This is a genomic window from Amycolatopsis pretoriensis, from assembly GCF_900107925.1.
GTDB classification, from domain to species: domain Bacteria; phylum Actinomycetota; class Actinomycetes; order Mycobacteriales; family Pseudonocardiaceae; genus Amycolatopsis; species Amycolatopsis pretoriensis.
Window position 1 is genome coordinate 1 of the sequence record NZ_FNUJ01000010.1, and the last position, 21,979, is coordinate 21,979.

Below are 21,979 nucleotides of genomic sequence, written 5' to 3' on the forward strand. Positions count from 1 at the left end.
CAGCACGGCCGCGGCGAATACGGCGACGAAACCCACCTCGGCACCGTCACCGACGGCGACCACTTCGGCGCCGAACTCCTCGCCCGCGACGACGCGACGTGGTCGTTCACCGCCCGCGCCGCGACGCGCGTCATCGCGCTGGTGCTCCCGGCCGCGGCGTACGCGAGGCTCAACGGCCGGTCCGAACCGCTGCGGACGCACGTCGCCGAAGCCGTTGCCCAGCCCCGGAAACCGGCGAACAAGGCCGGCGAGGCCAGCATCGACCTGTCCGCCGGGCACGACGGCGAACCGATCCTGTCCGGCACCTACGTCGACTACGACCCTTCGCCGCGAGAGTACGAACTGGCCGTCGCGCAAACCGTGCTGCGGGTGCACAACCGCGTCACGGATCTCTACAACAACCCGATGAACCAGCTCGAACAACAGCTGCGGCTGACCGTGGAAGCGTTGCGGGAGCGGCAAGAACACGAGCTGGTCAACAACACCGACTTCGGGCTCCTGCACAACGCCGACCTCAAACACCGGCTCACCACCCGATCCGGGCCGCCCACGCCGTTGGACCTGGACGACCTGCTCTGCCGGCGCCGCAAGACGAAGTTCTTCCTCGCCCACCCGCGCGCGATCGCCGCGTTCGGACGTGAGTGCACGCGGACCCGGGTCTACCCCGACACGACCCTGCTCGACGGCAAACGCGTCATGGCCTGGCGCGGGGTGCCGATTCTGCCCTGCGACAAGATTCCCGTCACCGAAACGGGGACGACGTCGATCCTGGCGATGCGGACGGGCGAGGACGACGCCGGCGTGATCGGGCTCCGGCCGAAGTCGTTGCCGGACGAGTACCAGCCCGGGCTGAACGTGCGGTTCCTGGGGATCAGCGACCGCGCGGTGACGTCCTACCTGGTCAGTGCCTACCACTCGGCCGCGGTGCTGGTGCCGGACGCGCTCGGCGTGCTCGACGACGTCGAGGTCGGCCGCTCATGACGACCATGGACTCCCGGACCGCCGCCCGGCCGATCGCCGACGTCCTCGCGTGGAGCAAGGGACTCGTCGATCCCGCGTTGCGCGTCTCGGCCGAGAGGCTGCCCGACGCGATGCGCCGGATCGCGGGCTACCACTTCGGCTGGGAAGACGCCGACGGCCGACCGTCGTCCTCGGACGGCGGCAAGGCGCTGCGGCCGGCCATGGTGCTGCTGTGCGCGGAAGCGGCGGGCGGCGACCCCGCGACGGCGGTGCCCGCGGCCGTGGCGGTCGAGCTCGTGCACAACTTCTCGCTGCTGCACGACGACGTCATGGACGGCGACACGACCCGCCGGCACCGGCCGACGGCGTGGACGGTGTTCGGCACCGGGCCCGCGGTGCTCGCCGGGGACGCGTTGCTGAGCGTGGCGTTCGAGCAGCTGTCGCCCGAGGGCGCGAAGCTATTGTCCCAGGGTGTGCTGGACCTGCTGGAAGGCCAGGCCGCGGACGTCGACTTCGAGCAGCGCGACGACGTGACGGCGGCGGAGTGCGTCCGGATGGCGAACGGCAAGACGGCGGCGTTGATCGGGGCGGCGTGCCAGCTGGGGGCGCTGCTCGCGGGGCGGCCGGACGCGGTGGCGCGGTTCGGGGAGTTCGGCCGGTCGGTCGGTTTGGCGTTCCAGCACGTCGACGACCTGCTCGGCATCTGGGGTGACCCCGCTTCGACGGGGAAGCCGGTGTTTTCCGACCTGCAGAACCGCAAGAAGTCGCTGCCGGTGGTGACGGCGTTGTCGTCGGGGACGGCGGCGGCCGCGGAGCTGGCGGAGTTGTACGCGGGAACGGACCCGTTCACCGACGACGAGCTGGCCCGCGCGGCTGTTCTGGTCGACGAGGCGGGTGGTCGCCAGTGGAGCCAGGCCCAGGCGGCGGCTTTGGTGGCGAAGGGATTGCGGGAGCTGGCGTCGGTCAACCCGGTGCCGCGGCCGGCGGCGGAGCTGGCCGCGTTGGCCCGCCTGATCACGACCCGCACGCACTGACGAGAGCCGGCCTCGCAGGGACCCGCAGTCCGTGAATGGCACATCGAGGGACTTAGCGTCCCTGAATGTGCCATTCACGGACTTCCCGACACCGCGGCGGGTCACTTGCCGGGGCGGGTCAACCCGTCCTTGTCGGCGTCCAAGCTCAAGATGTTCTTGTCCGTGTCGCTCAGTGCCTTCGTCACCTGCGCCGACTTCGGCGATGTCGACAAGTCGAGAAGGCGGATCGGGGCGTCGAGCTTGATGTAGGTCGGGATGTACTCGGCTTTGTCGACCTTCCACCGATCGCCGTCGCGCACGAACCGGAACCGGGCCGCCGCGCCCTCTTCCGTGTCGCCGCGCGGCTCCGAGTGGCGGGCCACGCTGTTGCCCAGCCCGTACGCCACCCACTTCTCGCCGATCTTCTCGAACGGCTGGACCACGTGCGCGTGGTGGCCGACGATCAGGTCGATGTCGTCCGACGCCAGGATCTTCTTGGCCTGCGACCGCTGCTCCGCCGTCGGGTCGTGCTGGTACTCCACGCCCCAGTGCAGGCTCGCGATCACCACCTGCGCCCCCGCCTCGCGCGCCTTGCGGGCCGAGGCCAGGACGTCGTCGACGTCGATCTGGTTGGCCAGCCACGGCTTGCCCGCCGGGACCTTGATCCCGTTGAACCCGAAGGCGTACGACACCTGCGCGACCTTCACGCCGTGGACGTCCATGACCAGCGGTTTCGCCGCTTCCGCGGCCGAGCGCGCCGAGCCGGTGTGCTTGATCCCGGTCTCGTCGAGCTTGTCCAGCGTCCGTTTCACGCCGTCGGCGCCCTGGTCGATCGTGTGGTTGGACGACGTCGAGCACGTGTCGTAGCCGGTGTCCTTGAGCGCGTCCGCGATTTCCGGCGGCGCACTGAACGACGGGTACCCGCTGTAGGGCCCGCCTTCCGGCGCCAGTGGCGTCTCGAGGTGGCAGATCCCCAGGTCCGCGCCGGAAATCAGCGGCTTGATCCCGGCCAGCAGCGGCCGGTAGTCGATCTTCCCCTTGCCGTCGGCTTCGGCCTGCTCGGTCAACGCGGGGTGGATCAGGACGTCGCCGGTCGCGACGACGCTGAAGGACCCCTCCGGAGCCGCCGCCGAAGACGGAGCCGTCTCCGGAAACGGCGTCGGCGCCGGGCCGGACTGCGGCGGAGTGCTGCAGGCGGCCGCCAGGACGGCGACCCCGGCGAGCGCGGCGACGCGGTGCTTCGTCATCGGGTCCCCCTAACGTGGTCCGGCCATCCTGCCAGCCGGGCGAAACCGGCAGAGACGGCATCCCGGTCACCAAAAACTTCCACCACAGTCGACAACACCGATCAGAACATTCGCACAGGACAAAACCGGACAACGCGCAGGACAGCAGGGAAAAAATACGATAAATGGCGCCCGCTCGTGCCACGATGCAACTACGGAGAGTAGGTCTCGCTCCGCTAACTGCGGCTTGACGCTCCACGAACGGGTGTTTTGTAATACCAGTCACCCAGCGGCGTCCCCACGCGCCACTCAAACCCCGGCCTCCTTGGGAGCAACGATGTCCCCACACTCGCACAGGTTCCGCACCTGGAGCGTTGTTGGTTGTTGTTTGATTTCCGGCGTCCTGATGGCCTCGTGCTCTTCGGGCAAGGACACCGCCGCCCCGCAGCAGCAGGCGCCCGCCAACGGCAAGATCACCCTCTACTACCTGCAGAAACAGGGTGACCAGCAGTACTTCGTCGAGCAGGCGCAGGGAGCGCAGGAGAAGGCGAAGGAGCTCGGCGTCGAGCTCAAGGTCGTCAACCTCGGCAACGACGCCAACAAGGCGATCAGCGAACTCGACGCCGCGGTCGCGCAGGGCGCCAACGGCGTCGCCATCGTCGTCCCGGACCAGGCCATCGGCCCGCAGGTGATCGACAAGGCCAAGAGCGCGGGCATCCCGCTGATCGCCTCTGACGACGTCATCAAGGACGGCACCGGCGCGAAGGCCCCCTTCGTGGGCTTCAACGGCAGCCAGATGGGCGACTCGGTCGGCACCGAGGCCGGGAAGCTGTTCAAGGCGGCCGGCTGGACCGCCGCCGACACGAAGATCATCAGCGCCTACAAGCAGGACCTGTCCGTCTGCACCGACCGCGTCGGCGCCGCGAAGTCGGCGTTCGCCAAGGCCGCGGGCTCCGACGTCCAGGTGATCGACGTCGGCACCGACAACACCCCGGTCGACGCGCAGAACCGCTCCGGCGCGGTGATCGGCTCCAACCCCGGCGTCAAGCACTGGGTCGTCTGGGGCTGCAACGACGAGAACGAGACCGGTGTCGTGACGGCGCTGGCCAACTCCGGTGTGCAGGCGAGCAACATCATCGGTGTCGGGCTCGGCGCGTACCTCGACTGCAAGGACTGGGCCGCGGGCAAGGACACCGGCAACAAGTCCGCGCTCTACATCTCCGGCGCCGAGGTCGGCCGCTCGGCGATCCAGGTGCTCGTCGACAAGGTGAAGAACGGGAAGGAACTGCCCGCGGAGACGATCGCGAAGACCACGATCGTCAACAAGGACAACTACAAGCAGGCCGGCGTCAACTGCACCTGACCGAACTCCCGCGGGCGTCACTTTCCCTACGAAAGTGACGCCCGCGCCCGCCGTACCGAAGGATCACCATGTCCTCCTCTTCACCCGCGCTCGCCGTCGAGGGCATCGGCAAGCGCTTCTCCGGCGTCACCGCCCTCGACGACGTCTCGCTGGAGTTCCGGTCCGGCGAGGTGCTCGCGCTGATGGGCGAGAACGGCGCCGGGAAGTCGACGCTGTTGCGCGTCCTCTCCGGCGACCAGGGCCCCGACGACGGCCGGCTCCTCCTGGACGGCACCGAAGTCACGTTCGACACCCCGCGCGCGGCGATGGCCGCCGGGGTCCGCGTGATCTACCAGGAACCCGAGATCATCCCGCACGTTTCGGTGGCGGAGAACGTCTTCGTCGGCGAACTCCCCGCGAAGGGCCGGGTCTTCAACCGCCGCACGCTCCTGAAGGCCACGCACGACGCGCTCGTCGAGTACGGCTTCGAAGGCGTGCTCAACCCGGCCACGCTCGGCGTCGCCCTCTCCCCCGCGCAACGCCAGCTCGTCGAGATCCTGCGCGTCCTCACCGCGGCCGCGCCGCCGAAGGTGATCGCGTTCGACGAGCCGACGTCGTCGCTGTCGGAGCACGAGGTCGAGGCGCTGTTCCGGCTGATCGGCCGCCTGCGCGACAGCGGTGTCGCGGTCGTCTACGTCTCGCACCGGATGAAGGAGATCTTCCAGCTCGCCGACCGCGTCGCCGTGCTGCGCGACGGCAAGCTCGTCGGTGTCCAGCAGGTCGCGGAGACCGACGAGCCCGGCCTGGTCCGGATGATGATCGGCCGCGACCTCTCCGCCCTCGAGCGCCGCGTCACGCAGGACACCGGCGACGTCGTGCTGAAGCTCGACGACGTCACCACCGACGACGTCACCGGCATCTCCCTGGAGGTCCGCGCGGGCGAGGTCGTCTGCCTGGCCGGGCTGGTCGGCGCCGGCCGCTCCGAGCTGGCCCGCGCGATCGTCGGCGACCTGCCGATCCGGTCCGGCACGGTCACGCTCGACGGGAAGCGCCTTCGCGCGCACAACCCGGGTGACGCCGTGAAGGCCGGCATCGGCTTCGCGCCCGAAGAGCGCAAGACGGACGCGTTGCTCATGCAGCGGTCCGTACGCGACAACGTCTCCATCGCCGTCCTCGACCGCCTTCGCCGCTTCCGCGTGGTGAAGCGGGCGAAGGAACGCGCGCTCGTCGAGGAGTACATCAGCGAGCTTCGCGTGCGTACGCCGTCGATGGAGCAGGAAGTCCGGAAGCTGTCGGGTGGCAACCAGCAGAAGGCCGTCCTCGCGCGCTGGCTCGCGCGGCGGCCGAAGCTGCTGATCCTCGACGAGCCGACCCGAGGCGTCGACGTCGGCGCGAAGGCCGAGATCTACCGGATCATCGACGGCCTCGCCGCGGAAGGCATCGCGCTGCTGGTCATCTCCTCCGACCTGCCCGAGGTGCTGACGCTCGCCGACCGCATCCTCGTCATGCGGGCCGGGCACCTGGCCGGCGAGATCGGCCGCGAAGACGCGACCGAGGAAGCCGTGCTGACCCTCGCCATCCCCGAAACCGAACCAGCCGTGGAAGAAGCCCAGGAGATCGGCGCATGAGCACCCCCACCAAGGAAACGTCGGCCCCTGCCGCCCCGGCTCAGCCGAGCGCCGCGCGCCGGGTCTTGACCGGCATCGGCGTGCAGAACTCCAGCCTGATCATCACGCTGATCGCGTTGATCGTGCTGCTGAGCATCCTGAACGACAACTTCCTGCGCACCAACAACCTGCTGCTCATCGGCAGCGCGATCACCATCATGGGGCTGCTGGCCCTCGTCCAGACGCTGGTGATCATCCTAGGCGCGCTGGACATCTCGGTCGGCTCGATGGCCGGGCTCGCTTCGGTGATCTCCGCGATGGTGTTCACCTCGACCGGCAACGCCGAGGTCGGCATCCTCGCCGCGATCGGCATCGGCATCGTCTGCGGCCTGATCAACGGCATGATCATCATCTTCGGCCGGGTCAACCCGGTCGTCGCGACGCTGGCCATGCTCGCCACCTACAAGGGCGTCGCGCAGGTCATCTCGGACGGCAAGTCGCAGGGCTACACCGGCGGCGACGACCTGTTCATCTTCCTGGCCAAGGGGTCCGTGCTCGGGCTGCCGTCGCTGGTGTGGGTGTTCCTGATCGTCGCGGCGCTGCTGCACTTCCTGCTCAAGTACACCGACATCGGCCGCAACGTCTACGCCATCGGCGGCAACGACACGGCCGCGCGGCTGGCCGGCATCAACATCAACCGGTACATCATCGGCGTCTACGCGCTCGCCGGCGTGGTCGCCGCGGTCGCGGGCATCCTGATCACCGCGCGCACCGGCTCCGGCCAGCCGGTCTCCGGCTCCGAAGGCCTGGAGCTGCAGGCCGTCACCGGCGCCGCGCTCGGCGGCACGATGCTCAAGGGTGGCCGCGGGTCGATCATTTCGACGGTGCTCGCGGTGGTCATCCTGGGCGTGCTCGACAACGGCATGTCCGGCCTGGGCATCAACCCGTTCTGGCAGAACGTCGCCCACGGCGCCCTGCTCGTGATCGCGGTCGTGCTGCAGCAGCTGCGCAGCGGGGAGCGGCGCGTCGGCCTGCCCGAGTAGCGGGTGAACCTCCACGCCCGGATAGTGGACGAACTGGGCAGGCTCATCGTCGAAGGCGTCCTCGGGGACGGGCAGCCGCTCGTCCCCGAGGAGCTCGGCCGGCGCTTCGCCGCGTCCCGGACCGTGGTCCGCGAGGCGCTGCGCGTGCTGGAGTCCAAGGGCATGGTCACCGCGCGGCCGCGGGTCGGCACGTGGACGCTGCCGCCCGACGCGTGGGACGCGATCGACCCGGACGTCATCGCCTGGCGCGTCAACGGGCCCGACCGGCCCCGGCACCTGCGCGAGCTGGCCGAACTGCGGCTGGCGATCGAACCGCAGGCGGCGCGGATGGCGGCGCGGCACCGGCGGCCGGACGAGCTGTCGGCGATGGCCGCGGCCTACGAGCTGATGGCGGACGCGGTCGAGCGGGCCGACCCGGAAGCGTTCCGGGAGGCCGATTCGCGGTTCCACGCGGCGCTGATCCGCGCGTCCGGCAACGCGCTGATCGCGCAGCTGCAGGTCCCGGTCGTCGCGGCGCTGCGGGCGCACGGCGAGCCGCTGGAGCTCGTCGCGCATTCCCGCGTGCTGACACTGGTGCTCGCGAAGAACGCCGACGGGGCCGAGTCGGCGGCGCGCCGGCTGCTGGAAACCGTTGCGCCGTACCGCTCACCGGCACCTTGACACGTCCAGCGGGAAGCGCTTCACTCGCTGCGACCGACCCGCCGCCATGAGGTGCTGAGGAGGACGCTTCCATGCGTTTCCCGGGTATTCGTGGCTTTGGCGTGCTCGCGGCCGTGGCGGTGGCGGGCAGCCTGCTCTCCGCTCCGGCGGCCACCGCCGAGACCGCTCCGGCCTGCCCGATCACCGGCCAGATGGTCGCCGCCGGCAACTACTGGGTGACCAACGGGACGAATCTCGACGCCCCGGACTGGCAGAACGCGACGTTCCACGTCGGCAACCTGGCGCTGGTCCGGACCACCGGCCAGTCGAACCACAAGACGCTGCCGTGGGCGCAGGCCAACGGGTACCAGCTGCCGGCCGACCCGAAGCGGCCGTTCTTCCCGGACAACCAGGCGGCCGGCGAGGCGTACCTGGACCTGTACACGTACTTCCACCCGGAGATCTCGCTGGACTCGATCCGGACGCGCATCAAGGACGAAGTGGCTTCCGTGCAGGCCGGTCACCGGGACTACTGGAACTACGTGGACGCGCTGAACATGGCGATGCCGTCGTTCGCGCGGATGAGCGTGATCGACCATGATCCGTCCTACCTGGACGCGATGGACAAGCTGTACCGGACGTCGGAACGCAAGCTGTACAACGAGTTCACCGGTCTCTGGTACCGCGACGAGCGGTTCAAGGGTTCAGGGGTGTTCTGGTCCCGCGGCAACGGCTGGGCCCTGGCGGCGCTGACGAAGGTGCTGCAGGTGCTGCCGACGGACGACCCGCGCCGGCCGGAGTACCTGCGGGTGTTCAAGAAGATGGCGTTCTCGTTGTCCTTGCTGCAGCGGCGTGACGGCTTCTGGAACTCCGACCTGCTGAACCCGTGGGACCACGGCGGCCCGGAGACGAGCGGCACGGCGTTCTTCACGTACGGCATCGGCTGGGGCATCAGCGCGGGCATCCTCGATGCGTCCCGCTACCGCCCGGTGGTGGACAAGGCGTGGACGGCGTTGTCGACGAAGTCGTTGCAGGCCAACGGGTTGGTGGGTTACGTCCAGCCGGTGGGCGACCGCCCGGCGACGGCGAAGGCCACGGAAACGTCGGCGTTCGGCGTGGGCGCGTTCCTGCTGGCGGGCCAGGAAGTGGCCAAGCTGCAGGGCTGCTCGGCGGAGTAGGGCCTACTTCAGGCAGTCCCCCGGATCGCCGCGGGTCAGGGCCGGGTCGTCCTGGGGGAACGTCTTCGCCGCGCCCGGCCCCGAGGTCCGGTGCTCGAAGCGGACCGTCACCCGGCCGTGGCCCGCGCCCTGCACCCAGCCCGTGCCGAACTCCGCGTGCACGACGTCGTCGCCCTGTCGCCACTCCGACGGCGGGGCGGCGACCGGTGCCGGCGCCGCCACCACCGTCGACGTCGAAGGCACCGAAGGCGCCGCCAGGGTGAACAGTGCGTCCTGGTGCGGTACCGACAACCCGCTGTACGCCACTCCCGCCAAGCGGACCCCGCCGAACTCCGCCGGGTCGAGCAGCAGCCGCTCCGCCACCGCCGAGAGCTCCGCCAGGTCGTCGGTCGGGGCCGAAATCGTCTCCGAGCGGGTCACCGTGTGCATGTCCGTGTGGCGCAGCTTGATCACCACCGTACGGGCCACCCGCTCGGCCTTGACCAGCCTCCTGTGCGCCCCCACCGCGATCCGGCGGACCTCGGCGCGCAACGACGCCAGGTCGATGATGTCCGTGTCGAACGTCGTCTCCGCGCTGACCTGCTTCGTCTCGCCGCGGTCGGCCACCGGGCGGTCGTCGAAGCCCGTCGCCAGGCGGCGCAAGTCCCGGCCGACCACGCCGCCCAGCGTCGCCACCGCGTCCTGTTCGGACAGCGCCGCCAGCTGTCCGAGCGTCTGGACGCCGATGAACCGCAGCTTCCCCTCCGCCACCGGGCCGATCCCCCACAGCGCGCGCACCGGCAGCGGCGCCAGGAACTCCCGTTCGGTGCCCTGCGGCACCACCAGGAGCCCATCGGGCTTGGCCTCGTCGGACGCGATCTTGGCGATCTGCTTGCCGTTGCCCGCACCGATCGACGCCACCAGCCCGGTCTCGGCACGGATCCGCGCCCGCAGGGAAGCACAGAACTCGCTCACGGTTTCGAACGAAGCTCCGAGCAGCGAAGGCGGCTCGGCGAAGGCCTCGTCCAGGGAGATCTTCTCCAGCAGCGGCGCCACCGACGTGACGACGCCGAAGACCTCCTGGCTGAGCCGCTCGTACACGCGGAACCGCGGTGGCACGATCACGCCGTTCGCCGGGAGCAGCCGCCGCGCCTGGGCCATCGGCATCGCCGACTTGATGCCGAACGCGCGCGACTCGTAGCTCGCGCCCGCGACGACGCCGCGGGGTCCGGTGCCGCCGACGAGCACCGGGCGTCCGGCCAGCGTCGGGCGGGTGAGCTGCTCGGCCGACGCGTAGAAGGCGTCCAGGTCGAGGTGGATCACCCAGCGGGCCACGTCAGTCCCCGCCGGTGGCGTCCAGCAGCTGGTGCAACGCCTTCGTGTAGCTCTCGAACGCCGCGCGCCCGGCCGCGGTCAGGCGGACGAGCGTGACCGGCGTGCGGTGCTCGTAGGCCTTGGTGATTTCGACGTACTCGGCGTCCTCGAGCTTGCGCAGGTGCGTCGAAAGGTTGCCGGCCGTCATGTCGAGGAGCTGCTGCAGCCGCGGGAAGGTGATCTGGTCGCCGGCGTGCAGGCCGGCGAGCGCGACCGTGACGCGCAGCCGCGCCTGGGCGTGGATGACCGGGTCGAGCTGCGGCAGCTCGCTCATCGCGGCTTCTTCTCACGCACGAAGTAGACGATCGCGGCGAGCAGGAACCCGCCGCCACCGCAGACCGCCAGCACCAGGAAGTCGGCCGGGAACCCGACCAGCACGCTCAGCGCCGAGCACACGATCATCCACGCGCCGAGGCCGTACATCAGCTTGTCCTGCCAGAGCATGCCGCCCGCGAGGTACATGACCCCGGTGACCAGCAGCCAGGTGCCCGACCACAGCAGCGACACCTGGTCGGAGGTCAGCGTGCCGAAGTTCGTGATCCGGATGTCGACGACGGCCAGCCCGATCGAGACGAGCGCCCAGCTGTAGCCGTACATCGCGCCGGCGGTCTTCGACGGGCCGCGGATGCCCCGCCCGGCCCGGGCGCTGACGAACGCCGTGTAGGCCATCGCGCCGAGGAACAGCACGGTGACGAGCACGCCGCCGACCCAGCCCGGGATGCTTTCGGTCTGCGTCGCGAAGTAGGTGAAGCCCCAGCCGACGATCCAGGCGAGGGCCCAGGCGGCGAGCATCCGCGCCGGGCCCCCGCCCAGTTCCCGGCGGTTGCGCCGGGACTGCTGGGCGATCAGGTTCAGCGACTCCTCCGCCGACATCGGCTCGTCGTCCACCCGTCCCGCCCTTCGTCCGCGCAGACCCCTCAGTACTTGAACCTTGTTCTGGTTAGCCCGGCGCGCCCCGCTCGGAAACGGAGGCTCGGAACCAAGTGGTGCGCCGGGCGACGGCAGAACAAGGTTCACCGCACGGAGGTTAACAAGCACTTACAGCCGCGCCGTGTCCAGCCGGAACCGGCGCACCACCACGAGCGCCGGCACGACCAGCCAGCCCGCCAGCACGAGCACCGCGAAACCCATTCCGCCCGCGTGCGCCAGGGGTTCGGTTCCGAGCCGGCCGAGCCAGTACGTCGGGAAGAAGTGGGCCAGCGTCGCCATCCAGTCCGGGAGGACGTAGAGCGGGATCCACAGGCCGCCGAGCATGCCGAGCGGCATCATCAGCGCGCCGGTGACCGCGCCGACCGTGTCGCCCTTGCCGAACAGGCCGATGGCCAGCCCCAGCACCGCGAACGGCAGCACGCCGACCCACAGCGACACCAGCACCAGGCCCCACTGCGCGGCCGTCATCTCCACGCCGAGCGCCAGCCCGGCGAGGAACACCACGAGCAGCACCGGCAGCGCGACCGCCATCGCGGAGATGACCTTGACGACGAGGTAGCCGGGGCCGCGCATCGGGGTCAGGCGCAGCTGCCGCTGCCAGCCGTCGGTGCGTTCCTGTGCCACCCGGGTGCCGGTGAACAGCGCGCCGCCGCCGGCGCCGTACGCGGCGAGGTTGATCATCGTCTGGACGTTCGCCGCCAGGCCGTTCGGCGCGATCAGCTTGCCGAAGATCGAGCCGAACAGCACGAACATCGCGACCGGCATGCCGATGGTGAAGATGGTGAACTGGGGACTGCGGACGATCCGCTTGATCTCCAGGCTCAGGTACGTCGTGTTCACGCGGCAGCCTCCTCGGCGGTCAGCGCCAGGAAGGCCTCTTCGAGGCCGAGCGCGGTGATTTCGATGTCGGCCGCCTGCGGGAACTCCGCCAGCAGCGCGCGGACGGCGGCGTCGGAGTCGGCGCAGGCCAGCTCGGCGCGGCCGGCGCGCAGCTGGACGCTCGTGACGCCGGCGAGCCGCGCCAGGTCGGTTTCGGTGGCGCCCGGGACGGCGGCCTTGAGCACCCGCCCGGACACCGCGGCGCGGACCTCGGCGACCGGCCCGTCGGCGACGACGACGCCGTGGCGCATCAGCACGACGCGGTCGGCGTAGTCCTCGGCCTCGGCCAGGTAGTGCGTCGCGAACAGCACAGTCCGGCCGCCGGCGGCGTACTCGCGGATGGCCGCCCAGAACGCGCGCCGGCCGTCGACGTCCATCGCGGCGGTGGGCTCGTCGAGCACGAGCAGCTTCGGGTCGCCGGCCAGCGCGAGGGCGAACCGGACGCGCTGGCGTTCGCCACCGGACAGCTTGCCGCAGCGGCGTTTCACGAGGTTCTCCAGGCCCGCGCGGGCGATGACCTCGCTCGCCGGCAGCGGGTTCGCGTGCGTCGAGACGACCAGGTCGACGATCTCGCCGACCGTGACGTCGCCCAGCAGCGCGCCGTTCTGCATCATGGCGCCGACGAGCCCCCGGTCGACGGCCTCGCGCGGGCTGCCACCTTCGACGGTGACGGCTCCCGCGTCCGGCTTGGTGAGCCCGAGCAGCATGTCGACGGTGGTCGACTTGCCCGCGCCGTTCGGCCCGAGCAGCGCGACGACCTCCCCGCGGGCGACTTCGACGGACACCCCGTCGACGGCTGTGACGCTGCCGAACCGTTTGGTCAGGCCCCGCAGCTCGAACGCCGGTCCCCCAGTCATGGCGTCCCTCCCTTCTCGACTTTGAAACGCAAACTCGACCTGCACTTTGTAACACAAAGTCCACGTAGGTTCAAAGCCCCCGGTGTGGGAAAGCATGAAAAACGGGGTGCCGGGCACTGGGCCCGACACCCCGTCAACAAGGGTTTTCGCAGGTCAGCCGGCGAACCGCCCGGACACGAGACCCTGCGTGGCCGTGGCGTCCGCCTTGGCCGCGGTCGGCGCCGGGGGCGTCGGCTGCGGCAGCGGGGCGCACTCGACGTCGGCCGTGCGGCCCGGCTTGCGGGCGGGTAGCGCACCCGTCGCCAGGTAGTCGGCGATCTTGTTGTCGACGCACGCGTTGCCGCGCGGGGTGATCGCGTGGCTGGTGCCGCCCGGCTCCGCGATCAGCGACGCGCCAGGGAAGCGGCTGCGGACCTCGAGGCTGCCCGGGAACGGGGTCGCCGCGTCGAGCGTCTCGTCGATCATCAGGACGCTCTGGACGCCCTTGCCGTCGACCTTGGTCGGCTTGCCTGCCTTCGCGGGCCAGTACAGGCACGGCGCGTTGAACCACGCGTTCTGCCAGGTGAAGTACGGCGCCTTGGCGAAGGTCTGCCAGTTGTCGCGCTTCCACTGGTTCCAACTGGTCGGCCACTGGACGTCGGTGCACTGGACGGCGAGGTAGACCGCGTAGCCGTTGTCGTCGCCACGGCCGCCGAAGGACTCGAACAGCGACTTCCAGTTCTGCCAGTCGCCCTGGTTGACGAACCGGGACAGCGCGTCACCCAGCAGTGTCCACCGCAGTTGGTAGTAACTGGCCTGCTGGATGACGTCGAGGATCTCGTCCGGGCCGATCACGCCGCCCGCGGGGTTGAAGGTCGTCTTGAGCAGCTGCTCGTTGACCACGCGCTGCACGGCGGCCTGGGTCTTGCCGAGGTGGTAGACGTCGTCGTGCTGGGCGACCCAGCCGAACCAGATGAGGATGTTCTTGTCGAAGGCGACGTCCTGGTTGAGGTTGTCGCCGTACCAGACCCCGCGCGGGTCGACGGTCGAATCGAGCACCATCCGGCGGACGTTCTTCGGGAAGAGCGTGCCGTAGACCTGGCCGAGGTAGGTGCCGTAGGAGTAGCCGTAGAAGTTCAGCTGCTTCGCCCCGAGCGCCTGGCGGATGGAGTCCATGTCCTTGACCGTGTCGGTCGTCTTCATGTTCTCCAGCAGGGCCTTCGGGTTGTTCTTCGCGCAGGCCTCGGCGTAGCCCTTCGAGCGGGCGAGCCAGGTCTTCTCCAGCTGCGGCGTGACCGGCGCGTACACCGGCCGGTTGTAGTCCATGTAGTTCGGGTCGCAGCTCAGCGCGGGCTTGCTCGAGCCGACCCCGCGCGGGTCGAAGCCGATCCAGTCGTAGGCGTCCCCGGCGTGGTTGGGCACGCGCGGCCCGCGGGTGGCCAGCAGCAGGCCGGAACCGCCGGGGCCACCGGGGTTGGTCAGCATGACGCCTTGGTACTGCGCGTCCGGGACCTTGTGCTTGACGCGGTCGACGGCGAGCTGGATCTTGTCGCCGTGCGGCTTCGAGTAGTCGAGCGGCACGTCCAGGAACCCGCATTCGGCCCCGGCGGCGACGAGCGTGGGATCGGTGCACGGCCCCCAGGCGATGGTCCCGGCGGCCTGCGGTGCGGCGGGTGCGGGCGCGGCGGTCGCGGCCGGCGCGCTCACGAGCGCGGACGCCACCGCGGCGGCGGAGACCGCGGCGATTACGGCACGTCTCACTGTTTTCTCCCTTTCCCCTGCGACTTCGGGCGGGAGAACCCTAGACCCGCTCCCGGGCCCGGGGGCAGGGCAAACGGGGTCGGGATCGGGAATGCCCTACGAAAGGCGGAAACCGGTCATCGAGGGCACGCGCCCGTCCGAAGTGGACTGTGCGGCGGACCGCTTCAGCCGTGCCGCTGGACGAAGGCTTCAATCAGCTGCTGCCGCTCCGCCGTCGTCGCCCGCTCCAGCTCCACCGTGTCGCCGTCGATCGTCACCTTGATCTTGTGCTTGCCCGCTTGGCGGCCCAGCCACTCCTTCAGCGTCTCCACCAGGCCCGGGAACACGCCGCCCGCCGCGCTGAACGCCACCAGCAGCGAGCCCACCGTCACCGGGTCCGCCGCCCTCGCGCCCTCCGGTGCCTCGGCCGGCAGCGCGCGCAGGTCGACGTCCAGCTCGCCCAGCTCGGCGCGCAACCGGCGGGCGAGGCGGTCGAGCTCCTCCTCGTCCGCCTCGTCGTCCGCTTCGAGCCGCACCAGGGCCCGCCGGGTGTCCGGTTCGGTCATGCGCGCCATGGTGCGCTCCCCGGCGATCGTCGGCAAGGCCCCGATCAGGCACGGATTTCGTTGAGGTAGTTGTAGATCGTGTACCTCGTGACGTCGAGGCGGCCGGCCAGGTGGTCGACCGCGTCCTTGATCAGGAAATAACCGGCTTCGTCGAGTTCCCGGACCACCGCGGCCTTGTGCCGCTTCTTCATGAGGTCCACCGGGATGCCGGCCTTCGTCACCGCGCGGTCGACGAGGAACCGTTGCAGGCTGTCGACGTCCGGTGGGAAAGTCTCCGGCTCGCCGTTGCCGCCCACCGAAGCCGACGCGTCGACGCTGTTGACGCACAGGCACCCGACCGCGACCCCGTCGGCGTCGCGCAGGAACAGCGTCGACGATCGAATCGCGCGGCCGTCCGGACCGTGCGTGCGGTAGTTCGTCAGGTCCTGGGTGGTGCCGCGGCGGACCAGGCCGAGCAGCAGGTCGGTCATCGGCCCGCCGACGTTGCGGCCGGTCAGGTCGCCCGCGATCGCGACGATCGAGTCCGGCAGCCGGCTCAGGTCGTGCAGCAGCACCTCGTTGCCCGGCCCGAGCATCGCCGCGAGACCCGGGATCGCCGGCACCAGCGCCGTCAGCACCTCGTGCGTCGTCGCACCCGCGGCCGGGACGACCAAGGGCTCACGCGGCTTCGTCAACGTCTCCAACGCGGAACGCAGCAGATCCGCGGCGGCCGCCGGAGTCGAGGCGTGCGGCGAGAGCCGGACGTGCTCGGGCCGCACGGTCGCCGCGATCCCCGCGTTCGCCAGTGCCGCCCCGACCTGCTCGGCCGGGTGGCCGGGCAGCGTGAACGCCAGGATTCCCGCCCGGCGATCGACCGCCGAGACGACTTCGGCGCCGCAGGAGGCCAAGACCTCCTCGAAAGACGTCAACCGCTCGGCGATGCGCCCCGCGATGGCGCCGACGCCGGCGTCCTCGACCAGTTCGAGGGCCTCGGCGAACGCGCCGGACGTGATCGGGCTCAGGTTGGAGATCGACCAGGCCTGCGCGGTCGCGTCCGGCGGGTGGATCTCGTCGTCGAACAGGCCGGGGTCGCGCGCGCCGGTCCAGCCCGACAGCACCGGGTCCATCCGCTCCAAGGCACGGTCGGACAGCACCGCGAAGCCCGTTCCCCAGCCCGCACGCAGCCACTTCTGCCCGCCGACGACCAGGACGTCGGCGACCTCCCACGGCTCCTCGACCACGCCGAAGCCCTGGATCCCGTCGACGACCAGCAGCCGGTCGCCGACGACGTCGCGCAGGGCGGCGAGGTCGGCGCGGTAGCCCGTGCGGAAGTCGACCGCGCTGACGCTGACGGTCGTGATCTCCGGCGTCAAGGCGGCCGCGACGCGCTCCGGCGTCACGTATCCGCCGGTCAGCCGGTGCACCCGCAACCGCCCGGCCTGCTCGGCACGCGCCCACGGGTAGGTGTTGGCCGGGAACTCGGCCGCCGACACGAGCACGTCACCGGTGCTGTTGAACGCGGCCTGGAACAGGCCGAGGCTGGTGTGCGGGAGCAGCACGGTGTGGTCGGTGTCCGAACCGGACAGCCGCGCGGCGGCCGCCTTAGCGCGGATCTCCTGCCGCATCAGCTCGTCCACAGTGGACGGACCGGCCGTGGTGGCCTGGTCGAGCAGAGCGGCCGTCGTGTCGAGCACCGCGTGCGAGGGCGGGCCGAACCGGGCGAAGTCGAGGTAGCCGGCGGGCTCGTCGAACTGGAGCAGGTACCGGGGCGAAATCCGCGTCACGCGAGGATCCTCGCCAGGAACTGCCGGGTGCGTTCGTGCTTCGGCGCGCTCAGCACCTGGTCAGGCGGCCCGGTCTCCACGACGGCGCCGTCGGCCAGGAACACCACCTCGTCGGCGGCCTCCGCGGCGAAGCTCATCTCGTGCGTCACGACGACCATCGTCATCCCCTCCCCCGCCAACGTACTCATCACTTCGAGGACCTCGCCGACCAGCTCCGGGTCGAGCGCGGACGTCGGCTCGTCGAACAGCATCAGCTTGGGTTTCATCGCCAGAGACCGGGCGATCGCCACGCGCTGCTGCTGCCCGCCGGACAGCTGCGCCGGGTAGGCGTCGCCGCGCTGGCCCAGGCCGACGCGGTCGAGCAGCTCGAGGCCCTGCTTGCGCGCCTCGTCCGGTTTCACGCCAAGCACCCGGATCGGGCCCTCGACGACGTTCTCCAGCGCCGTCCGGTGCGCGAACAGGTTGAACCGCTGGAACACCATGCCGATGTCACGCCGTTGGCGCGCCACCTCGCGTTCGCGCAGTTCGTACAGCTTCCCGCCGCGCTGCCGGAAGCCGATCGGCTCGCCGTCGACCCAGATCTGGCCGGCGTCGATGGTCTCGAGGTGGTTGATGCAGCGCAGGAACGTGCTCTTCCCGGCGCCGGACGGCCCGAGCAGGCAGACGACCTGTCCCTTGTGGACCTCCAGGTCGATGCCGCCGAGGACTTCGGTGTGGCCGTAGGACTTCCGGACGCCGACGGCGCGCAGCAGTGGCTCAGACACGGGCACTCCTCACCAGCGGCACGCCGCGCAACGCCTTGCCCGCGCGGGAAAGCGGGCCACGGTCGGCCTGCCCGAACGCGCGTTCCAGGTAGTGCTGGCCGACGCCGGCGACGGTCACCACGACCATGTACCAGACGGCCGCGGCCAGCAGCGTCTCCATCACCAGCAGGTTGTTGGACGAGATGTTGTTGGCCGCGTGGATCAGCTCGGTCACGCCGATCACCGACGCCATCGACGTGCCCTTGAGCATGTTGATGAAGTCGTTGCCGGTCGGCGGGATGATCACGCGCATCGCCTGCGGCAGCACGACCCGGCGCAGCGTCGCGGCCGGCGTCATGCCGATCGACTTGGCCGCCTCCGTCTGTCCGTTGTCGACGCTGTTGAGTCCCGCTCGGACGATCTCGGCCATGTACGCGCTTTCGTTGAGCGCCAGGCCGAGGAACGCGGCGGTGAACGCGCTGATCAGCACGTTCGTCTGCTCGTGGACCAGGAACGGGATGTCGATCACCGGGAAGACCAGCGCCAGGTTGTACCAGAGCAGGATCTGCAGCAGCACGGGCAGGCCGCGGAAGATCCAGATGTAGCCGGCGGCGAACCACCGCGCGACCGGGTTGGCACTGCGGCGCAGCAGGGCGATGACGATGCCGAGCACGATCGCGACGGCCTGGGACAGCACCGCCAGCACGACGGTGTTGAGCAGGCCGGTCGCCATCACCTTGTAGAAGACGAAGTCCGGGACCTGGTTCCACTCGATCTGCGCGTTGCCGAGGGCGATGCCCAGCAGGACGAGCAGGGCCACGATGATCGCGGCGGCGACCCAGCGTCCCCAGTGGCGGAGCCGGACGATGGGCAGCGGTTCAGGAGCCGCCATTGACCGCGGCCTCCTTGATCGCGCCCTGCTCGACACCCCAGGCCTGCAGGATCTTGCCGTAGGTGCCGTCGGCGATCAGGGCCTGCAGCGCCTTCTGCACGGCGTCGCGCAGCGGCGTGTTCTGCTTGTTGACGCCGATGCCGTACGGCCCGCCCTCGATCGGCTCGCCCGGGACGACCTCGAAGAACTTGCCCTCACCCGCCGTCCGCGAGATGTAGACGGCGCTGGGCAGGTCGTTGAGGATCGCGGCGACGCGGCCGGTGCGCAGCTGGTTCTGGTTCTGGTTGTCGCTGTCGGTCGCGGTGACGGTCAGCGCGGGCTTGCCGGCCTGCGTGCACTTGGCGCTCTGCGCTTCGGCGAACTTCTGGTGGCTGGTGCCCTGCACGACGGCGACGTTCTTGCCGCAGAGCGTGTCCGGGCCGGTGATGCCGTCCGGGTTGCCCTTGCGGATCATGATCGTGATGCCCGAGGTGAAGTAGTCGACGAAGTCGATCTGCGCCTGGCGGGCCTTGGTGTCGTTCATGCCGGCCATGGTCAGGTCGATGCGACCGGACTGGAGGCTGGTGATCAGCGAGCCGAACGCCATGTCCTGGTGGGTGACCGGGACGCCGAGCTTGGCGGCGATCGCCTTGGCGAGGTCGACCTCGTAGCCGATCGGCGTCTTGCCGTCGGCGGCGTAGAAGTTGTTGGGCGCGGACTGCAGGTTCGACGCCAGGTGCAGGCCCGCCTGCTTGACGTTGTCCGGCAGGGCCGCGTTGAGCTGGGCGTCCTTCTGCACGCCCTGCACGATCGCGGCGGTGTCCGGGATGCCGGACGCCGGTGCGCCGGCGGCCTGCGACGTCCCGCCCGCGCCGTCCGGACCACCACCGCAGGCCGCCACCAGGACGGCGACGCTCGCGAGCAGCACTGCCTGTGCGGCACGACAACGGGACATAACGGACCTCCACTGTTCGGCTGGCCGGAACGGTACAACTCGTTGTTGAAGAGGTCAACTAGCTGTTGAAATACCGATCGGTGCTAGCTTCGCGGCATGAGCCTGCGGATCGGCGTCCTGGGGGCGGCTCGCATCGCCCCCGCTGCCCTGGTCAAGCCCGCATTTTCGAACTCTTCCGCCGCGGTGACGGCCGTCGCCGCGCGCTCCCTCGATCGCGCGCAAGCGTTTGCCACGCGCCATCGGATCCCGACCGCGTACGGGTCTTACGAAGAGCTTCTGGCGGATCCGGACGTCGACGCGGTGTACAACCCGCTGCCGAACGGCCTCCACGGCCGCTGGACGCGGGCGGCGCTGGAAGCCGGCAAGCACGTGCTGTGCGAGAAGCCGTTCACGGCGAACGCTTCGGAAGCTCGCGAGATCGCGGCGCTGGCGGCCGCGTCGGACCGCGTCGTGATGGAGGCGTTCCACTACCGCTACCACCCGCTGGCGCTGCGGGTGGAGGAGATCGTGGCGTCCGGTGAGCTGGGCCGGCTGGAGCGCGTCGAGACGGCGGTGTGCTTCCCGCTGCCGAAGTTCTCGGACATCAGGTACGACTACGACCTGGCGGGCGGCGCGACGATGGACGCGGGTTGCTACGCGGTCCACATGGCCCGCCTGTTCGGCGGCGAGACCCCATCGGTGGTCTCGGCTTCGGCTCGGCTGCGGTCGCCCCGGGTGGACCGCGCGATGACGGCGGAGCTCCGCTTCCCCTCGGGCCACACGGGCCGGGTGGAGTGCTCGATGTGGTCGTCGTCGTTCTTGAAGATCAGCGCCGCGGTGACCGGCTCGCGTGGTTCGCTTCGCGTGGTCAACCCGCTGATGCCCCAGGCGTACCACCGGTTCGTGGTCCGCATCGACGGCGAGCGGCGCACGGAGAAGTTCCCCCGCCGGGCAACGTACGAGTACCAGCTGGACGCGTTCACGGCGGCAGTCCTGCACGGCGAACCGGTGAAGACCCCGCCGTCGGACGCGGTCGAGACGATGACCGTGATCGACGAGATCTACCGCGCCGCGGGACTGCCGCCGCGAGAGCCGAGCTAGGCGGCCACGTAGTTACCGCTCAGGATGAGCAGCACCTGGACCGTGATGCCCGTCCCGTAGTAGTCCGTCGCGTCCGGGGACCACGATGAGACCGCCGTCCACAGCTTGTCCAGCCACGCCTGGCTGCCCGCGTCCGTCATCGCCGCCACCGCGAACGGTGCCGTGAAGCACGGGTGCTGGCCGCTTTCGGTCTTCGAGCCCGACAGCGAATACCCGCTCTGGATCTTCGCCGGGTCGCCGCCCGTCGCGGACTTGATCCACGTGTTCATCTTGCGGACCTGGTTCGCCGCCGCGCTGCCGGAGAACGAAATCGCGTCCGCGCCCAGGCGCCACGGGTCGCGGCACGCGTTCCAGCTGTACTTGCCGTCGTACGGGCCTTCCAGGAAGTCCGCCGGCGCCGGCTTGGGCGTCGAGTTCGTGTTGACCACGAAGTCCGGCAGCAGCCCCGTGTTCGGCGCGTACGACGACTGCAGCTGGCTCACCGCGGTCTCCGAGCGGGTCCGCACCTGGTCCCAGAAGGCGTCGCCGGTGGCCTTCGCGAACGCGCGCAGGTGCCCGGGCATCCAGTCCGACGAGCGCGAGCTGTTCTTGTACTCCGCGTCGTTGCCCCAGTCGCCGAGCAGCGTGAACTTCGTGCTGCCGTTGACCTCGGACTTCTTGATCGCGTTGATGATCCGGACGGCTTCGGCCTTGTAGTTCACCGAGCCGGTGCTGCCCCACTTCTTGTCCGCGACCAGCAGGCCGTACGCGATTTCGAGGTCGCCGTCGGTGGCGGAGTCGCTGCCGTTGACGCTCTTGCAGTTCGAATCCTGCTCGGCCGCGTGCAGGTCCTTGTTGTTGACCGACGGGTGCGCCTTCACGAACTTCAGGATCCCGTCGACGATCGCACGGGCCTGCGGGTCCTTGTCGGCCATCATCGCAGAGATCGTCATGCCGTACCCCTCGCCCTCGGCGACGAAGGAGTGGTCGGCGTCCTTGGACAGCACGGCGTAGGTGCCGCTGCCGCACTTGGTCGTCAGGAAGTTCTTCTTCCAGAAGTCGTAGTACTTCTGCAGCGCGGCATCCTGCGTGGCCTGCGAGACGGACGGCCGCAGGGTCCCCGGCACGTACGGGGTACCCGCCGCGGACGCGGTCGTGGGCACGCTCAGCAGCCCGGCGGCCAGCGCGGCCGTGGCCACCACCGCCCGGACGATTCTCTTCATCGGTCCTCCGTAAAGACAGTCATCGTTGGCTGCGGCGAGGGTGATCAGAGCGT

At 70.1% G+C, this 21,979-nt stretch carries 20 protein-coding genes and 2 pseudogenes; 9 read left to right on the top strand and 13 right to left on the bottom strand.

Features of this window, described 5'->3' with window-relative positions:
* Together BLV96_RS37620 and BLV96_RS37625 are read left to right on the top strand one after the other, a co-directional pair.
* Nucleotides 1-981 (top strand): family 2B encapsulin nanocompartment shell protein (locus BLV96_RS37620; RefSeq protein ID WP_091390109.1); only part of this gene is annotated, 981 nt, incomplete at its 5' end.
* Nucleotides 978-1,994, top strand: coding sequence for a family 2 encapsulin nanocompartment cargo protein polyprenyl transferase (locus tag BLV96_RS37625; protein WP_086671679.1), 1,017 nt, complete (start codon nucleotides 978-980; stop codon nucleotides 1,992-1,994). The genes BLV96_RS37620 and BLV96_RS37625, both read left to right, overlap by 4 nt.
* A 101-nt stretch (nucleotides 1,995-2,095) precedes the next feature.
* Here the strand turns inward: BLV96_RS37625 and BLV96_RS37630 are convergent, their stop codons facing one another.
* Nucleotides 2,096-3,220 carry a CapA family protein gene (locus BLV96_RS37630; protein ID WP_086671681.1) on the bottom strand — a complete coding sequence of 375 codons (1,125 nt, stop codon included), beginning with the start codon at nucleotides 3,218-3,220 and terminating at the stop codon, nucleotides 2,096-2,098.
* A 367-nt stretch (nucleotides 3,221-3,587) separates the two neighbouring features.
* Between BLV96_RS37630 and BLV96_RS37635 the strand changes: the two genes are divergently transcribed.
* From BLV96_RS37635 to BLV96_RS37655, 6 genes and pseudogenes are all read left to right on the top strand, one after another.
* A complete protein-coding gene (locus BLV96_RS37635; protein WP_086671683.1) occupies nucleotides 3,588-4,562 on the top strand; it encodes a substrate-binding domain-containing protein in 975 nt (324 codons plus the stop codon).
* Nucleotides 4,563-4,675: 113 nt separating this feature from the next.
* Nucleotides 4,676-5,146: pseudogene (locus tag BLV96_RS51585) on the top strand (ATP-binding cassette domain-containing protein); the annotation flags it as partial.
* 318 nt (nucleotides 5,147-5,464) lie between these two features.
* Nucleotides 5,465-6,169: pseudogene (locus BLV96_RS51590) on the top strand (ATP-binding cassette domain-containing protein); the annotation flags it as partial.
* Complete coding sequence (locus tag BLV96_RS37645; RefSeq protein WP_086671686.1) at nucleotides 6,166-7,191, top strand: ABC transporter permease; 1,026 nt, start codon at nucleotides 6,166-6,168, stop codon at nucleotides 7,189-7,191. The pseudogene BLV96_RS51590 and the gene BLV96_RS37645, both read left to right, overlap by 4 nt.
* 3 nt (nucleotides 7,192-7,194) lie before the next feature.
* Nucleotides 7,195-7,851 (top strand): FadR/GntR family transcriptional regulator, encoded by a 657-nt coding sequence (locus BLV96_RS37650; RefSeq protein WP_086671688.1) that lies wholly within the window; start codon nucleotides 7,195-7,197, stop codon nucleotides 7,849-7,851.
* 71 nt (nucleotides 7,852-7,922) lie between these two features.
* A complete protein-coding gene (locus BLV96_RS37655; protein WP_086671690.1) occupies nucleotides 7,923-9,008 on the top strand; it encodes a glycoside hydrolase family 88 protein in 1,086 nt (361 codons plus the stop codon).
* A gap of 3 nt (nucleotides 9,009-9,011) precedes the next feature.
* Here BLV96_RS37655 and BLV96_RS37660 read toward each other — a convergent pair whose 3' ends face one another.
* From BLV96_RS37660 to BLV96_RS37710, 11 genes are all read right to left on the bottom strand, one after another.
* The gene (locus BLV96_RS37660; protein WP_086671692.1) at nucleotides 9,012-10,322 is read right to left on the bottom strand and encodes a DNA polymerase IV; all 1,311 of its coding nucleotides are present in this window, start codon (nucleotides 10,320-10,322) and stop codon (nucleotides 9,012-9,014) included.
* Nucleotide 10,323: 1 nt separating this feature from the next.
* A complete protein-coding gene (locus BLV96_RS37665; RefSeq protein WP_086671694.1) occupies nucleotides 10,324-10,635 on the bottom strand; it encodes a transcriptional regulator in 312 nt (103 codons plus the stop codon).
* The gene (locus BLV96_RS37670; RefSeq protein WP_086671696.1) at nucleotides 10,632-11,249 is read right to left on the bottom strand and encodes a hypothetical protein; all 618 of its coding nucleotides are present in this window, start codon (nucleotides 11,247-11,249) and stop codon (nucleotides 10,632-10,634) included. Before BLV96_RS37670 ends, BLV96_RS37665 begins: the two co-directional genes overlap by 4 nt.
* A 150-nt stretch (nucleotides 11,250-11,399) precedes the next feature.
* Nucleotides 11,400-12,131 (bottom strand): ABC transporter permease, encoded by a 732-nt coding sequence (locus BLV96_RS37675; protein ID WP_086671698.1) that lies wholly within the window; start codon nucleotides 12,129-12,131, stop codon nucleotides 11,400-11,402.
* Nucleotides 12,128-13,027 carry an ABC transporter ATP-binding protein gene (locus tag BLV96_RS37680; RefSeq protein WP_086671700.1) on the bottom strand — a complete coding sequence of 300 codons (900 nt, stop codon included), beginning with the start codon at nucleotides 13,025-13,027 and terminating at the stop codon, nucleotides 12,128-12,130. Before BLV96_RS37680 ends, BLV96_RS37675 begins: the two co-directional genes overlap by 4 nt.
* A gap of 153 nt (nucleotides 13,028-13,180) precedes the next feature.
* Nucleotides 13,181-14,767, bottom strand: coding sequence for an alpha/beta hydrolase (locus BLV96_RS37685; protein WP_167379870.1), 1,587 nt, complete (start codon nucleotides 14,765-14,767; stop codon nucleotides 13,181-13,183).
* A 164-nt stretch (nucleotides 14,768-14,931) separates the two neighbouring features.
* Nucleotides 14,932-15,312, bottom strand: coding sequence for an effector-associated constant component EACC1 (locus tag BLV96_RS37690; protein ID WP_086671725.1), 381 nt, complete (start codon nucleotides 15,310-15,312; stop codon nucleotides 14,932-14,934).
* A 44-nt stretch (nucleotides 15,313-15,356) separates the two neighbouring features.
* Nucleotides 15,357-17,075 carry an aminotransferase class V-fold PLP-dependent enzyme gene (locus BLV96_RS37695; protein WP_086671702.1) on the bottom strand — a complete coding sequence of 573 codons (1,719 nt, stop codon included), beginning with the start codon at nucleotides 17,073-17,075 and terminating at the stop codon, nucleotides 15,357-15,359.
* Nucleotides 17,072-17,839 (bottom strand): amino acid ABC transporter ATP-binding protein, encoded by a 768-nt coding sequence (locus tag BLV96_RS37700; protein WP_086671704.1) that lies wholly within the window; start codon nucleotides 17,837-17,839, stop codon nucleotides 17,072-17,074. Before BLV96_RS37700 ends, BLV96_RS37695 begins: the two co-directional genes overlap by 4 nt.
* Nucleotides 17,832-18,710 carry an amino acid ABC transporter permease gene (locus BLV96_RS37705; RefSeq protein WP_086671705.1) on the bottom strand — a complete coding sequence of 293 codons (879 nt, stop codon included), beginning with the start codon at nucleotides 18,708-18,710 and terminating at the stop codon, nucleotides 17,832-17,834. Before BLV96_RS37705 ends, BLV96_RS37700 begins: the two co-directional genes overlap by 8 nt.
* A complete protein-coding gene (locus tag BLV96_RS37710; RefSeq protein ID WP_086671707.1) occupies nucleotides 18,697-19,644 on the bottom strand; it encodes an ABC transporter substrate-binding protein in 948 nt (315 codons plus the stop codon). Before BLV96_RS37710 ends, BLV96_RS37705 begins: the two co-directional genes overlap by 14 nt.
* 96 nt (nucleotides 19,645-19,740) lie before the next feature.
* Between BLV96_RS37710 and BLV96_RS37715 the strand changes: the two genes are divergently transcribed.
* Nucleotides 19,741-20,724 (top strand): Gfo/Idh/MocA family protein, encoded by a 984-nt coding sequence (locus tag BLV96_RS37715; RefSeq protein WP_086671709.1) that lies wholly within the window; start codon nucleotides 19,741-19,743, stop codon nucleotides 20,722-20,724.
* On the opposite strand, the gene BLV96_RS37720 is transcribed toward BLV96_RS37715, so the two are convergent.
* A complete protein-coding gene (locus BLV96_RS37720) occupies nucleotides 20,721-21,926 on the bottom strand; it encodes a family 8 glycosyl hydrolase (protein WP_086671711.1) in 1,206 nt (401 codons plus the stop codon). The genes BLV96_RS37715 and BLV96_RS37720 overlap by 4 nt on opposite strands.
* Nucleotides 21,927-21,979 lie beyond the last annotated feature (53 nt).

What these genes read in the sequence shown, in the direction of transcription:
- BLV96_RS37625 (WP_086671679.1), top strand. Translation starts at nt 978, where the DNA reads ATGACGACCATGGACTCCCGGACCGCCGCCCGGCCGATCGCCGACGTC.
- BLV96_RS37630 (WP_086671681.1), bottom strand. Translation starts at nt 3,220, where the DNA reads ATGACGAAGCACCGCGTCGCCGCGCTCGCCGGGGTCGCCGTCCTGGCG.
- BLV96_RS37655 (WP_086671690.1), top strand. Translation starts at nt 7,923, where the DNA reads ATGCGTTTCCCGGGTATTCGTGGCTTTGGCGTGCTCGCGGCCGTGGCG.
- BLV96_RS37710 (WP_086671707.1), bottom strand. Translation starts at nt 19,644, where the DNA reads ATGTCCCGTTGTCGTGCCGCACAGGCAGTGCTGCTCGCGAGCGTCGCC.
- BLV96_RS37665 (WP_086671694.1), bottom strand. Translation starts at nt 10,635, where the DNA reads ATGAGCGAGCTGCCGCAGCTCGACCCGGTCATCCACGCCCAGGCGCGG.
- BLV96_RS37680 (WP_086671700.1), bottom strand. Translation starts at nt 13,027, where the DNA reads ATGACTGGGGGACCGGCGTTCGAGCTGCGGGGCCTGACCAAACGGTTC.
- BLV96_RS37715 (WP_086671709.1), top strand. Translation starts at nt 19,741, where the DNA reads ATGAGCCTGCGGATCGGCGTCCTGGGGGCGGCTCGCATCGCCCCCGCT.
- BLV96_RS37705 (WP_086671705.1), bottom strand. Translation starts at nt 18,710, where the DNA reads ATGGCGGCTCCTGAACCGCTGCCCATCGTCCGGCTCCGCCACTGGGGA.
- BLV96_RS37720 (WP_086671711.1), bottom strand. Translation starts at nt 21,926, where the DNA reads ATGAAGAGAATCGTCCGGGCGGTGGTGGCCACGGCCGCGCTGGCCGCC.
- BLV96_RS37645 (WP_086671686.1), top strand. Translation starts at nt 6,166, where the DNA reads ATGAGCACCCCCACCAAGGAAACGTCGGCCCCTGCCGCCCCGGCTCAG.
- BLV96_RS37690 (WP_086671725.1), bottom strand. Translation starts at nt 15,312, where the DNA reads ATGACCGAACCGGACACCCGGCGGGCCCTGGTGCGGCTCGAAGCGGAC.